Here is a 12,780-nt window from a genome sequence, read left to right as displayed (position 1 = left end):
GGGGCCGGTCCCGGCGGGCTCAGCCCCCGGCGGGACCGCCGACGACGAACGGCGTCATGGTGACCTTCGGCATGGCCGCGTCGATCTCGGCCTGCATGAACTCCTTGCTGGCCAGCAGCAGGACCGGCGTCCTGCCCGGATGGTGCGGCCCGGCCGCCGCCCTGATCAGCTCGCCGTCGCCCGTGGAGTCCCCGAGGTGGAACACGAAGTCGGTGTGCTGCGTGGCGCCTTGGGGCAGCAGCGTCAGCATCGCCGGCTTGTTGATGTCGACCACGTCGTGGGTGCGCATCGACCGGATCGCCGCCCGCACGTCCCCGGGATGCCGCAGCCACACGTCGTAGCCGCCGCCCGCCGCGTGCACGACCCGCGCCGTCCAGCCGTCGGGCAGCCGGCGGGCCATGTCCCGCTGCATCGACGCCGCGTCGACGGGCGCGGGACCGCCGCCGCTGCCGTCGCCGCCCCTCACGACGCCGCCCACGGCCACCGCCGCCCCCGCCAGCACGACCCCGCCGACCAGCGCGGCAACCCCTCGTATCCCCATGGGCGGGAGCGTACGGCTCAGACGGTCCCGTGGGCCAGCAGTGCCGTGTGCGGGAGGGCCAGCAGCCCGTCCGGGCGCCGGAACGCGGCGGACAGCTCGTCGTAGGTGCCGCGGATCCGGGCGACGACGGTGGGCGGCTGCCGGCTCACGATCTGGGAGAGGACGCCGATGCCCGCGGTGGCCCCGGACCACCAGAGCTCGGGGTCGACCACGTGGTCCCAGTGCAGCGGCGTGCACACGACGTCCGACAGGCCCGCCCCGGACAGGAGCGCGGCCAGGCCCTCCGGGGTGCGGGGGAAGTCCTCGTCGGCGTCCAGCCCCTCCGGGATGCCGTCCGGCCGGGACGCCCCGGCCTCGGCCGCCGCCCGGCCCAGCAGCGCCTGGCCGGGGGCGCGGGGCGAGGCCCACACGGTGACCGCGACCCGGCCCCCCGGGCGGACCACCCTGCGCAGCTCCGCGAGCCCGGCGCGCGGCCGCGCCATGTGGTTGACCACGAAGTTGGCCACCGCGACGTCGAACGCGCCGTCGGGGAAGGGAAGTTCGGGGAGCACCGCGACGCTCACCCCGGCCGCGGGCACCGCCGCGGCGGCCAGCGCCACCATCGACGGCTCGGCGTCGACCGCGGTCACGGCGGCCCCCCGCGCGACGGCCGCAGCGGCGGCCGTGCCCGGCCCGGTCCCGACGTCCAGCAGCCGCACGCCCTTGGCCGAGCCGTCGTCGGCCAGGCCGCCGGCGTCCAGCAGCGCGGGCACCGTACGGGCGCACAGCAGTCCGAAGGTGCGGGCGTAGGGCTCGGCCCGGCCTGCCCAGATCTCTCGCTCGAACGCGTCGAAGGCTTCCATGCCCCGGCAACTCCGCAGCCGCGCGGGCGGTTCCCGGCCCACCCGGTACGCTGCGCCGATGACCATGGACCACCGGGTAGGACCGCCGTCGTTCGGAACCGAGCGGGAGACGCTGCGCGCGTTCCTCGACTACCACCGGGCCACGCTGGCGATGAAGTGCGAGGGGCTGACCGACGAGCAGCTGAAGGAGCGGTCGTCGCCGCCGTCGACGCTGACGCTGCTCGGGCTGGTCCGGCATCTGGCCGAGGTCGAACGGGCCTGGTTCCGGCGGGTGTTCGAGGATCACGACGCGCCGATGGTGTGGTCGGACCGGCCGGCCGACTTCCAGGCCGCCTACGACGCGAGCGGATCCGGCAGGGCCGAGGCGTTCGGCGCGTGGGAGGCGGAGGTCGCGCAGTCCCGGCGGATCGAGGCCGCGGTCCGGTCGCTGGACGACGCTGGCTACCAGCCGCGCTGGGACGAGGAGGTGTCGCTGCGCATGGTGATGGTGCACGTGCTGCTGGAGTACGCGCGGCACAACGGGCACGCGGACTTCCTGCGCGAGGGCATCGACGGCGTGGTGGGCGCCTGACCCGCCGCCACGCGGCGGCGGGTCAGGCGGGTCGGGCGAGCCAGGCGGGCGAGCCTGGCGGCCCAGGCGGCCCAGGCCCCCGGGTTACGGCCGCGCGGTCAGTTGGGCACTGCGAGCAGCAGGGCGAAGCGCTCCTCGCTGTCGGTCCACCAGTGCCGGACGGTGAAGCCGCCCTCGTGCAGCTCGCGGGTCAGCGACTCGCGGCGGAACTTGCAGGACAGCTCGGTGCGCAGGTCCTCGGCCTGGGCGAAATCCAGCGACAGGTCGAGGTCGGGGATCTTGACGGTCTGCGCGGTCCGCGCCCGCAGCCGCATCTCGATCCGCTCCTCGTCCGCGTTCCACAGCGCGACGTGCTCGAAGCCGTCCGGGTCGAAGTCCGCGCCCAGTTCGCGGTTGAGCACGTGCAGCACGTTCTTGTCGAACTCGGCGGTGACGCCGGCCGCGTCGTCGTACGCGCGCACCAGCACGTCCGGGTCCTTGACCAGGTCGGCGCCGAGCAGCAGCACGTCGTCGCCGCTGAGCGCCAGCGACAGGGTGCGGTAGAACGCCAGCCGCTGCCCGGAGTCGAGGTTGCCGATGGTGCTGCCGAGGAACGCCAGCAGCCGCGGCCCGGGGTCGTCGTCCAGCGACAGGTCGGTCTCGAAGTCGGCGACGGTGCCGGCCACCCGCAGCCGCGGGTAGTCCCGGCAGATCGCCTCGCCCGCCTCGGCGAGCGCCGTCGAGCTCACGTCGAGCGGCGCGTACCGCTGCAGCGTGCCGCGGGCGGTCAGCGCGTCCAGCAGCAGCCGCGTCTTGCGGGACGAGCCGGAGCCCAGCTCCACCAGCGTCGCGGCCTTGGTCAACTCGGCGATCTCCGGCGCCCGCTGCTCCAGGATCTCCTGCTCGGCGCGCGTCGGGTAGTACTCGGGCAGCCGGGTGATCTGCTCGAACAGGTCGCTGCCGCGTTTGTCGTAGAACCACTTGGGCGGGAGCGTGCGTGGCGTGCCGCCGAGTCCGGCCAGCACGTCGGCGCGCAGCGATTCGGTGAAGTAGCCGGTGGGCAGCCGGTCGTCGAGGGTGAAGCGGCTCTCGGTCATGAGGGTGTCCTTGCTGTCGGTGCGCACGGGGCGCAGCGCGATGACCCGGACGCCGGCCGTGGTGGCCAGCAGAAGTGAACGGTCGGGTACCTCGTGCCACTCCCCGGGCGCGTCGTCGGGCTCGGAGGCGACCAGCACGTGATCGGGGCCGGTGCGGTACCACAGCGTGTCGCCCCACGCGGTGGCGGCGATCGTCCGGCCGTCGGTGAGAAGGAGGTTGAGGCGGGCGGTGGGCCGCGCGGCGGCCACCTCGCGCACCACGGCGGCCAGCACGCCGCCCGGCGGCTCGCCCTGCCGCAGCCGGTGCACGGCCATCGCCCACAGCAGCGCGGAGTCCGACCGGGCCTCCATGGCCAGGAGTTCGGCCGACGGCAGCGTGGTGGGCAGGCGGGTCCAGTCCGGCACGGCGCCGTTGTGGCTGAACAGCCAGCGGCCGTCGCGGAACGGCGCGGCCGCCGACTCGTCCTGCGTGGTGCCGGCCGTCGCGGAGCGGACCGCGGCGAGCACCGCGCCGCTGGTCACGGCGCGGAACAGCTCGACGGCGTTCTCGTCGGCCCACAGGGGCACGGCCCTGCGGTAGCGGGCGGGCCGCGCGAACCCGTCGTCACCGGCAGCGCTCCCGGCAGCGCTTTCGCCAGCGTCCTCCGGGGCCGCCGCGGCCGGGCCGGGCAGGTACCAGCCGACCCCGAACCCGTCGGCGTTGACCGTGCCGTGCCGCTGCCGGCGCGGCCGCCACGCCTGCTCGTACAGGCCGCGCGGCGGCTCCGTCAGCAGCCGCGCGAGCGGCACCGGCGGTCCGAGGTAGGCCAGATGCCGGCACATCAGGCGCCCTCCCCGGGCGCGGCGTCGCGCGCCGTGCGGAACCCGGCGAAGATCTGCCGGCGGATCGGGTAGTCCCAGTTGCGGAACGTGCCGCGGCACACCACCGGGGACACGCCGAACGCGCCGCCGCGCAGCACCTTGTACTCGGGACCGAAGAACACCTCGGAGTACTCCTTGTACGGGAACGCCGTGAAGCCGGGGTACGGGTCGAAGTCGGACGCCGTCCACTCCCACACGTCGCCGATCAGCTGCCGCGCGCCGCTGGGCGCCGCGCCCGCCGGGTGGCTGCCGGCCGGCGCCGGCCGGAGGTGGCGCTGCCCGAGGTTGGCCTGCTCGGGCCCCGGGTCGGCGTCGCCCCACGGGTAGCGGCGGGACCGGCCGGACGCCGGGTCGTGCCGGGCCGCCTTCTCCCACTCCGCCTCGGTCGGCAGCCGCCGCCCGGCCCAGCGCGCGTACGCGTCGGCCTCGTACCAGCACACGTGCAGCACCGGCTCGTCGGCCGGCACGGGCTCGACCAGCCCGAAGTGCCGCCGCGTCCAGCCGTCGCCGTCGCGCGACCAGAACAGCGGGGCCTCGAGCCCGGCGTCCTTCACGTGCCGCCAGCCCTCAGGCGTCCACCACCGCGGGTCGCGGTAGCCGCCGGCGGCGATGAACTCCTGGTAGGCCGCGTTGGTGACCGGCACGGTGTCCAGCCAGAACGCGGGCACCTCGACGGTGTGCGCGGGCCGCTCGTTGTCCAGCGCCCACGGCTCGGTGGAGGTGCCCATGGTGAACGGCCCGCCGGGCACCAGCACCTCGCGGGGCAGCGACGCGGCGTCGGCCGGCGCGGGCGGCGGCGCGGGCGCGTCCAGCACCGCGGGACCCCTGCGCAGCTGGTGGGTGGCGAGCATGGTCTCGTCGTGCTGCTGCTCGTGCTGCGCGAGCATGCCGAAGACGAAGGCGCCGGCCAGCAGCGGCTCGGGACGGTCGGGCGAGGTGTCCACGGCCGCGAGGACGTCCATCGACTCGGCCCGGACCGCGGCCGCGTAGGCCCGCGCCTCCCCGGGGCCCAGCATCGGCAGCCCGGGCCGGTCGGCGCGCGGGGTCTGGAAGGCGTCGTAGACGTGGTCCAGGTCGGGGCGCAGCCCGGGGCGCCCGCCGGCCTCCCGGACCAGCCACAGCTCCTCCTGGTTGCCGATGTGCGCCAGGTCCCACACCAGGGGCGACATCAGGCGGGAGTGCTGGGCGATCAGCTCCTCGTCGGACACGGGGTCGGTCAGGGCCAGGGTGCGGCTCCTGGCGGCCTCCAGCGCGGCTCTGGCGCGGGCGGCCGGGTCGGCGGGCCCGTCGTGCCCGGCGGACTCGCCGGCGCCGCCGGAGGTCCCGGTGGCGGCCGCGGTGTCCGCGGGCGCCGGGCCGCCCCGCGGTAGGGAGGCGTCGGACGGGTCACGTGGGGCGGAGGATGCCGGCGATGCGGGTGGGGCCGCATCTCGGGCAGTGCCGGTGCTCGTGGTGCGTGGGTTTGTCACGGGAAGCCTTTCCAGTGGTCTTTCAGGCGCGGCTCAGCGCGTCCAACCGGTCGTCGGCGGGACATCGGCCCCGCTCCGGATAGCGCTCGGCGAAGTCGGTCAGGGCCTGCCGCAGCGCGGCGGGCGCCCCGGCGCGCACCAGGGCGCTCTCGGCGGCGGCGAAGCAGGTGCGGGCCGCCTTGGCGAGGTCGGGGTCGGCCAGCCCGATCCTGGCGGCGCGCCGCCAGGTCTCGTCGGAGGGCAGCGGACCGTCGGGGCCGTCGGGGTCGCCCAGTCCGGCGCAGAGCGGCTCGGTGGCCGCCCACGCGGTGTCGGCGGCGACCGGGTCGTCCATCAGGGTCGCGGCCAGGACGGTGGCCACGATCCAGTCGTCGCCGTCCTGGGCGTCGATCATCCTCAGCTCCAGCCAGCCGCGCGGCCTGACCGGCGGGAAGAGCGTGCTGAGGTGGTACTCCAGATCGGCCGCCGTGGGCCGGCGCAGCCCCGGGGCCTCGCCCCGCAGCCAGCCGCGGAAGGTCAGGCCGGGCGGCGCCGACCAGTCCGCGTCGCCGTCGTACGGGCTGCTGCCGTGCGGGTCGCCGTCCGCGCGGCCGGAGGGCCGCAGGCACAGCAGCCGGGCGTCGAGCGCGTACCCGGCCCAGGCCGTGCCGGGGTCGGGGTGGTGGCGGGGGTGCCGGGTGCGGCCGGGGTCCATCCGGTCCCAGGTGGCCTGGCGGGTGGACAGCCATCCCGTGGGGCGGCCGCCGCGGAGGGGTGAGTTGGCGAAGGCGGCGACGAGCACCGGGCCGATCCGGTGGGCCAGGGCCCAGCGGGAGCGGTGGCCGGAGACTCCGGGGGAGTCGTCACCGCAGTCGAGGTTGACCTGGAGGGAGGCGGTGCGCCGCATCATCGTGCGGCCCCAGGGCCCTTCGCGGTCGAAGAAGCCCTCCATCGCCCGGTAGCGCGGGTGGTCGAGCACCCGGGGCGGGTCCCTGAAGGGGTCCAGGCCCCTGCCGGCGAGGACCAGTCCGGCCCGGTCGACGGCCGTGCGCAGTACGGCGAGATCCGCGGCCATCGCCTCGACGCACGCCGGGAGCGCGGGGGCCGGGGCGGAACTGAGTTCCACCTGCCCACCCGGCTCGCGGGTGATCCTGCTGCCCCGGGGGAGCGCCCCTGGGGCCTCGACCGGCGCGAGGGCCGCGTCCAGCCGGTCGACGGGTATCAGTGCACGGGGATCGGAGCGGTCCTGAACGAGCCACTCCAGCTCCACACCGGTCTGTTCGGGCGGACCGGTCTTGAAGCAGACACCGCGCACATGTGCCTCGGCCTCGTCCTCGTCGAGCCCGACGAGGTCCCCGTGGCCGTCGGAGCCGCCTGCCATCGATCCACCTCCTCTCTGCTGGGACGGGCACGGATCGCCGCACCCGAAGCGAGGACATGTCACAAGCTGCTCTGGCGAGTGTAGTTGCCCCTGGTGCGGAACGGTCTTACGGAACGGGGAACGCCGCACCGGTGCCAAGCCGACAGGTGGGGGCAATCGGCCCGTCATCCTCCTGCTGTCTCGAGGGCCCCTCCCGTCATCCTTACGAGTGGGACAAACGTATGCAATTCCGGTAATCGGGATTATACGTGCGGTGACCGTCCGCGGCCTGGTCGCAGTGCCGGGCGACGACGGTGATCCACATGCGACCGGCTACCCTGCCGTTATGAGCAGCACCAGGCTGCACCGGAAGCTCAGAGCCGCCAGAGCCAGGGAGACGCCGGTCCGTACCGCCGGCCCGGAGTCAGATCAGCGACAGGAGTACCCCTCGTGACCGTCGTCGAGCCTTTCGGGCTGAGCGTGTGGGACGAGGCCCTTGAGGCCGACATCCGTTCCGGTCTCGCGGCCGTGGAGGAGGGCCTGCTGGAGGCCACCAAGAGCGACGTGCCGTTCATCACGGACGCGGCCCGGCACCTGGTGGACGCGGGCGGCAAGCGGTTCCGGCCACTGCTGGTGATGCTCGGGGCGCAGTTCGGCGACCCGCACGCTCCCGGGGTGGTGCCCGCCGCCGTGGTGGTGGAGCTCACGCACCTGGCCACGCTGTACCACGACGACGTGATGGACGAGGCGGACGTGCGCCGCGGGGTGCCCAGCACCAACGCGCGCTGGGGCAACTCGGTGGCCGTGCTGACCGGCGACTTCCTGTTCTCCCGCGCCTCGCACCTGCTCGCCGACCTGGGGCCCGAGGCGGTCCGGGTGCAGGCCGAGGCGTTCGAGCGGCTGGTCACCGGACAGATCATGGAGACGGTCGGCCCGCGCGGCGGCCACGACCCGCTCGACCACTACATGGAGGTCGTCGCCGGCAAGTCCAGCTCGCTGGTCGCCGTCTCCGGGCGGTTCGGCGGCATGATGTCCGGCGCCGACGACTCGGTGGTCCGCACCCTCAGCACCTTCGGCGAGCGGATCGGCGCGGCCTTCCAGCTCGCCGACGACATCCTGGACATCGCCAGCGACAGCCACGAGTCGGGCAAGACCCCCGGCACCGACCTGCGCGAGGGCATCTCCACGCTGCCCGTGCTGCACGTCCGCCGCTGGTACCAGCAGTCCGGCGGCTCCGCCTCGGCCGAGGACCGCCGGCTCGTCGAGCTGCTCGACAGCGACCTGACCGACGACGTCCGGCACGCCGAGGCGCTGGAGCTGATGCGCCGCCACCCGGCGATGGACCTGGCCCGCCGCGACACCCTCGACCTGGCCCGCCAGGCGCGGGCGCTGCTGGAGCCGCTGCCGGACAACCCCGCCAAGTACGCGCTGGCCGGGCTGTGCGACGCGGTGGTGCACCGCACCGGCTGACACGCCCTCGAACGTCGTACGGGACACGGGAGTTCCCCGTTCCGCCCCTGACGCGCCCCGGTGATTCCCCGGCACTTCCCGGGGTACGCCGGGGCGTTGTGTCATCCCGCGGGCGTACATTCGGTTGCATCCGCCGGCGGATGTGCGGGCGCGGCCGATTTGGTGGGATGGAGACACCACTTCACGGCGGACCGGGCGACAATGGGCCCGGGGAGTGGACGAGTGCAGGGCAGCAGGCCGCCGCTGACGACGGAGGTAGGAACGCAATGGCACCGATCCAACCGGCACGGTATGACGACGAGGACGAGCCGGGCACCGGGCGGCGCGGACGCAGGGCCGCACGGTACGCCGTGCCCGTGGCCGTCGCCGGTGTGGCGGCCGCGACCATCAGCCTGGTTCCGGCCCTCGCGGACAGCGGGAGCCCCTCGCTGCCCTCGATGACCGCGGAGCAGCTCCTGACGAAGATCGCCGCGTCGGACACGCGGACCGTCGACGGCACCGTGAAGGTCACCACCGACCTGGGCCTGCCCTCGGAGCTGACCGGCGGCGCCGGCAGCGCGATGTTCGGCGGGACGGGCGCGGGCCGGACGCCCGGCAGCGCCGGCGGCTCGCCCGCGGCACCGCAGTCGCAGCTGCTCCAGCTGCTGGCCGGCACCCACACCCTGCACGTCGCGGCCGACGGGCCGGACAGGCAGAAGGTCTCGATCCTCGAACCCACCGCGGAGTACAGCCTCATCCGCGACGGCAGCCAGCTGTGGGCGTACGACAGCGCCTCGGACCAGGCGTACCACCAGACGCTGCCGCAGGACGCCGGAGCCCACCAGGACGCCGCCGCCCCGCAGGACGTCCCGGCCACCCCGCAGGACGCCGCCCGGCAGTTCCTCAAGGCCGCCGACGGCACCGCGTCGATCACCGTGGACGGCACCGCCCGGGTCGCCGGGCACAGCGCCTACCAGCTGCTGGTCACCCCGCAGCACGCCAGTACCACCACGGTCGGCGCGATCCGCATCGCGGTGGACGCCGGGACCGGGGTGCCGCTGAAGGTCACGCTGACGCCCAGGGGCGGCGGCAAGGCCGTCTTCGACGTCGGCTACACCCGGGTCTCCTTCTCGGCGCCCTCCGCGAGCACCTTCTCCTTCACCCCGCCCAAGGGCGTGAAGGTCACCGAAGGCGGCAGCCGCGACGGCTCCGCGAAGGAGCCCCGCGACCGGACGAACGGCAAGGGCGCGCGGCCCACCGTGCTCGGCAAGGGCTGGGACTCCATCGCCGTCATCCGCACGCAGGACGGCGCGGCGCCGGGCACCGCGCCCGATGCCAAGGGGTTCGGCACGGTCCTGCCGGGCGGCAAGGACGGCTCCGGGCACCGCTCCGGGAACGGCGGCCGGCACGCCGACGAGCTGCTGAACAGCTTCGGCACGCACGTCAGCGGTGCCTTCGGCTCCGGCACCGTCTTCCACACCCGGCTGGTCAACGGCCTGCTGACGGACGACGGCACCCTCTACGTCGGTGCCGTCACCCAGTCCGCGCTGACCGACGCGGCGAACACCGCCGCGAAGTAGCACGCCCGCACCGGCCGCCGCCCCGCCCGCCGGGCGGGGCGGCAGCCGTTCCCGGGCCCGGGAAGGAGACGCATGGCACAGCCGACCGCCGCGGCCGACGTGGTGATCGAGACCCGCGGCCTGGCCAAGCAGTACCGCGGGACCCTCGCCGTCGACGGGATCGACCTGCGCGTGCCGCGCGGCAGCGTCTTCGGCTTCCTCGGGCCCAACGGCTCCGGCAAGACCACCACCATCCGCATGCTGATGGGCCTGATCGCCCCCACCGCGGGCACCGCCCGGGTCCTGGACCGGCCCATGCCGCGCGCCGCCAGGGCCGTGCTGCCCCGGGTCGGCGCGCTGATCGAGGGTCCGGCTCTGTACGGCTTCCTGTCCGGCCGCGACAACCTGGTGCGCTACGACTCCGCCGACCCGACGGCCGACCCGCGCACCCGCGCCGCCCGCGTGGACGCGGCGCTCGACCGGGTGGGACTGGCCGCGGCCTCGGGCAAGAAGGCCAAGGCGTACTCGCTGGGCATGAAGCAGCGCCTCGGGCTGGCCGCCGCGCTGCTCCAGCCCCGCGAGCTGCTGGTGCTGGACGAGCCGACCAACGGCCTGGACCCGCAGGGCATGCGGGAGATCCGCGCCCTGGTCAGGGAGCTGGCCGCGGACGGCACCACCGTCTTCCTCTCCTCTCATCTCCTCGACGAGATCGAGCAAGTGTGCACGCACGCCGCCGTGATGGCGCGCGGGCGGCTGATCACCCAGGGCCCGGTCGAGGAGCTGGCCGCCGGCACCCACGGGCGGCTCGCGGTCACCGGCCCCGACCCGGCGGAGGCGCGGCGGGTGCTGGCCGGTTTCGGCGTGACCGGGCTGACCGCCGACGGGGACCGGGTCACCGGCGACCTGCCGGCCGATCCGGCGGCCGTGCCCGACCTCGCCGAGATCAACGCGGCGCTCGTGGCCGCGGGCGTCCGCGTCCGCGGCTTCGGCAGGGAACGCGCCTCGCTGGAGGACGCGTTCGTGGCACTGACCGGGGAGGGTTTCGATGTCGCGGGCTGAACCGGCGGCCGGCCGGCGGGAGCAGCCGGCGACCGTCGAGACGCAGGATCATGCGACCGGACCGGAGGCCCGCCCCGCGGCCGGTGCCGCACGGCCGCCGCGGTGGCACTGGACGCTCGGGCTGTTCCGCTCGGAGCTGGTCACCGTCTTCCGGCGGCGCCGCACCATGGCGCTGTGCGCCGTGCTGGCGGGCGTGCCGCTGCTGGTCGGCGTCGCGGTGCGGATCGAGACCCGCGGCGGCGGTTCGGTGGGCGGCGGCGGCCGTGGCGACGCCGGCCCGGCCTTCATCGAGCAGGTCAGCAACAACGGCCTGTTCCTGACCTTCGCCGGACTCGCGGCGACCCTGCCGTTCTTCCTGCCGATGGCCGTCGGCGTGGTCGCGGGCGACGCGGTCGCCGGCGAGGCGGGCGGCGGCACCCTGCGCTACCTGCTGGTCGCCCCGGCCGGCCGCAGCCGGCTGCTGCTCGCCAAGTACGCCTCGGTGCTGGTGTTCTGCCTGGCGGCGACGCTGGTGGCGGCGGTGTCCGCGCTGATCGTCGGCTTCGCGCTGTTCCCCGTGGGAGACGTCACCACCCTGTCCGGGACCAGCATCCCGCTGTCCGAGGGCATGCTCAGGGCGCTGCTGATCGCGTTGCTCGTCGCGGCGTCCCTGGTCGGCATCGCGGCGCTCGGGCTGTTCGTCTCCACCGTCACCGACAGCGGGATCGGCGCGATGGCGACCACCGTCGGCCTGCTGATCACCGTGCAGATCGTGGACAACATCCCGCAGCTGCACGCCGTCCAGCCCTACCTGTTCACCCACTACTGGCTGAGCTTCGCCGACATCCTGCGCGACCCGGTGACGTGGACCGCCATCGGCAGGAACCTGGGCCTGCAGGCCCTGTACGCCGCGGTGTTCGGCTCGGCGGCCTGGGCCCGCTTCACCTCCCGCGACATCACGGCCTGACGGGCGCCGCCACGGGGTCCGGGCCGGGGCCCGGGCCCCGGCCCGTCACGCTCCGGCCGCGGCCTCGGGCTGCTCGGTGGCCGGCAGGACCGGCACGGGGGCGCCGGCGCCCGCCGCGTCCAGCAGCGCGGACCTGCCCCGGCGGGCCGTGCGCAGCGCGTCCCAGCTGAGCAGGACCAGGGCGACCCACACCAGCAGGAAGCCGGCCCAGCGCTCGGGCGGCATCTTCTCGTGGAAGTGCACGAGCCCGATCACGAACTGGAAGACCGGCGCGAGGTACTGCATCAGCCCGATCGTGGACAGCGGCAGCCGGGTCGCCGCCATGCCGAACGCGACCAGCGGCACCGCGGTCACCAGCCCGCAGGCGACCAGCAGCGCGGCGTGCCCCGGCCCGTGGTGGGTGAACGTCGCGTCGCCGCGCCCGCCGATCACCAGCAGGAAGCACAGCGCGGGCAGGAACTGCACCGAGGTCTCGGCCGCCAGCGACTCCAGGCCGCCCATCGCGATCTTCTTCTTCGCCAGCCCGTACACCCCGAAGCTCAGCGCCAGCGACAGCGCGATCCACGGCAGCCGGCCGTAGCCGACGGTCAGCACCACCACGGCCGCCACGCCGATGCCGACGGCCGTCCACTGGACGGGCCGCAGGCGCTCGTGCAGCACGAGCACGCCGAGCGCGATCGTCACCAGCGGGTTGATGAAGTAGCCCAGCGCGGTCTCGACGACGTGCCCGGAGTTGACGCCCCAGATGTACATGCCCCAGTTGACCGACACCACGGTCGCGGCGAGCGCGACCAGGGCCAGCCGCCGGGGCTGCCGGAGCAGCCCGGCGATCCACGCCCAGCGCCGCAGCGCCAGCAGGATCAGCGCCACGACCACCAGCGACCACACCATGCGGTGCGCCAGGATCTCCATCGCCCCGGCCGGCTTCAGCAGCGGCCAGTACAGCGGGAACAGGCCCCACATCCCGTACGCCGCGAAGCCCCACACCAGTCCCGCGCGCTGCTCGCCCATCGGATCGTCGTCCCCTCGCCGCCGTCGCCGTGCGATCCGCGCGCGGCCCTCCGAAGG

General features: G+C 74.9%; 11 protein-coding genes and 1 pseudogene. 5 read left to right on the top strand and 7 right to left on the bottom strand.

From position 1 onward, the window contains the following. Nucleotides 1-19: 19 nt before the first annotated feature. Both BMW99_RS19050 and BMW99_RS19045 read right to left on the bottom strand, forming a co-directional pair. Complete coding sequence (locus tag BMW99_RS19050; RefSeq protein WP_141726349.1) at nucleotides 20-541, bottom strand: hypothetical protein; 522 nt, start codon at nucleotides 539-541, stop codon at nucleotides 20-22. Nucleotides 542-558: 17 nt separating this feature from the next. After that, nucleotides 559-1,383 carry a class I SAM-dependent methyltransferase gene (locus BMW99_RS19045; RefSeq protein WP_075017206.1) on the bottom strand — a complete coding sequence of 275 codons (825 nt, stop codon included), beginning with the start codon at nucleotides 1,381-1,383 and terminating at the stop codon, nucleotides 559-561. Between the two features lie 58 nt (nucleotides 1,384-1,441). On the opposite strand from BMW99_RS19045, the gene BMW99_RS19040 reads away from it, so the two are divergent. Further along, nucleotides 1,442-1,954 carry a DinB family protein gene (locus BMW99_RS19040; protein ID WP_075017205.1) on the top strand — a complete coding sequence of 171 codons (513 nt, stop codon included), beginning with the start codon at nucleotides 1,442-1,444 and terminating at the stop codon, nucleotides 1,952-1,954. A gap of 98 nt (nucleotides 1,955-2,052) precedes the next feature. On the opposite strand, the gene egtD is transcribed toward BMW99_RS19040, so the two are convergent. From egtD to egtA, 4 genes and pseudogenes are all read right to left on the bottom strand, one after another. Further along, nucleotides 2,053-3,030 carry an L-histidine N(alpha)-methyltransferase gene (gene egtD / locus BMW99_RS42155; RefSeq protein WP_075017227.1) on the bottom strand — a complete coding sequence of 326 codons (978 nt, stop codon included), beginning with the start codon at nucleotides 3,028-3,030 and terminating at the stop codon, nucleotides 2,053-2,055. A 360-nt stretch (nucleotides 3,031-3,390) separates the two neighbouring features. Continuing rightward, nucleotides 3,391-3,852 (bottom strand): annotated as a pseudogene (locus BMW99_RS42150) (hypothetical protein); the annotation flags it as partial. After that, nucleotides 3,852-5,141: an ergothioneine biosynthesis protein EgtB gene (gene egtB / locus BMW99_RS19025; RefSeq protein ID WP_069467730.1), complete on the bottom strand. Its 1,290-nt coding sequence runs from the start codon at nucleotides 5,139-5,141 to the stop codon at nucleotides 3,852-3,854. The gene egtB and the pseudogene BMW99_RS42150, both read right to left, overlap by 1 nt. 241 nt (nucleotides 5,142-5,382) lie before the next feature. Beyond that, nucleotides 5,383-6,720: an ergothioneine biosynthesis glutamate--cysteine ligase EgtA gene (gene egtA / locus BMW99_RS19020; RefSeq protein WP_069465452.1), complete on the bottom strand. Its 1,338-nt coding sequence runs from the start codon at nucleotides 6,718-6,720 to the stop codon at nucleotides 5,383-5,385. A 429-nt stretch (nucleotides 6,721-7,149) separates the two neighbouring features. On the opposite strand from egtA, the gene BMW99_RS19015 reads away from it, so the two are divergent. The 4 genes from BMW99_RS19015 to BMW99_RS19000 all read left to right on the top strand — a co-directional run bounded on the left by BMW99_RS19015 (nucleotide 7,150) and on the right by BMW99_RS19000 (nucleotide 11,712). Next, entirely contained in the window at nucleotides 7,150-8,169 is a 1,020-nt protein-coding gene (locus tag BMW99_RS19015) for a polyprenyl synthetase family protein (RefSeq protein ID WP_075017204.1), read from the top strand. A gap of 266 nt (nucleotides 8,170-8,435) precedes the next feature. After that, on the top strand, nucleotides 8,436-9,728 hold the full coding sequence (locus tag BMW99_RS19010; protein ID WP_069465453.1) for a LolA family protein: 1,293 nt from the start codon (nucleotides 8,436-8,438) through the stop codon (nucleotides 9,726-9,728). Nucleotides 9,729-9,800: 72 nt separating this feature from the next. Then, nucleotides 9,801-10,766, top strand: a complete 966-nt coding sequence (locus BMW99_RS19005; protein ID WP_075017203.1) for an ABC transporter ATP-binding protein — start codon at nucleotides 9,801-9,803, stop codon at nucleotides 10,764-10,766. Continuing rightward, a complete protein-coding gene (locus BMW99_RS19000; RefSeq protein WP_069465454.1) occupies nucleotides 10,753-11,712 on the top strand; it encodes an ABC transporter permease in 960 nt (319 codons plus the stop codon). The genes BMW99_RS19005 and BMW99_RS19000 overlap by 14 nt, the downstream gene beginning before the upstream one ends. 45 nt (nucleotides 11,713-11,757) lie before the next feature. Here the strand turns inward: BMW99_RS19000 and rarD are convergent, their stop codons facing one another. Further along, entirely contained in the window at nucleotides 11,758-12,723 is a 966-nt protein-coding gene (rarD, locus tag BMW99_RS18995; protein WP_075017202.1) for an EamA family transporter RarD, read from the bottom strand. Nucleotides 12,724-12,780 lie beyond the last annotated feature (57 nt).

The organism is Actinacidiphila rubida, assembly GCF_900110255.1.
GTDB lineage: Bacteria > Actinomycetota > Actinomycetes > Streptomycetales > Streptomycetaceae > Actinacidiphila > Actinacidiphila rubida.
This window is presented reverse-complemented; position numbering and strand designations above follow the sequence as displayed.

Bases quoted from the DNA above. Each gene is read 5' to 3' on its own strand.
- BMW99_RS19005 (WP_075017203.1), top strand. From the start codon at position 9,801: ATGGCACAGCCGACCGCCGCGGCCGACGTGGTGATCGAGACCCGCGGC.
- egtA (WP_069465452.1), bottom strand. From the start codon at position 6,720: ATGGCAGGCGGCTCCGACGGCCACGGGGACCTCGTCGGGCTCGACGAG.
- BMW99_RS19010 (WP_069465453.1), top strand. From the start codon at position 8,436: ATGGCACCGATCCAACCGGCACGGTATGACGACGAGGACGAGCCGGGC.
- egtD (WP_075017227.1), bottom strand. From the start codon at position 3,030: ATGACCGAGAGCCGCTTCACCCTCGACGACCGGCTGCCCACCGGCTAC.
- BMW99_RS19000 (WP_069465454.1), top strand. From the start codon at position 10,753: ATGTCGCGGGCTGAACCGGCGGCCGGCCGGCGGGAGCAGCCGGCGACC.
- rarD (WP_075017202.1), bottom strand. From the start codon at position 12,723: ATGGGCGAGCAGCGCGCGGGACTGGTGTGGGGCTTCGCGGCGTACGGG.
- BMW99_RS19040 (WP_075017205.1), top strand. From the start codon at position 1,442: ATGACCATGGACCACCGGGTAGGACCGCCGTCGTTCGGAACCGAGCGG.
- BMW99_RS19045 (WP_075017206.1), bottom strand. From the start codon at position 1,383: ATGGAAGCCTTCGACGCGTTCGAGCGAGAGATCTGGGCAGGCCGGGCC.
- BMW99_RS19050 (WP_141726349.1), bottom strand. From the start codon at position 541: ATGGGGATACGAGGGGTTGCCGCGCTGGTCGGCGGGGTCGTGCTGGCG.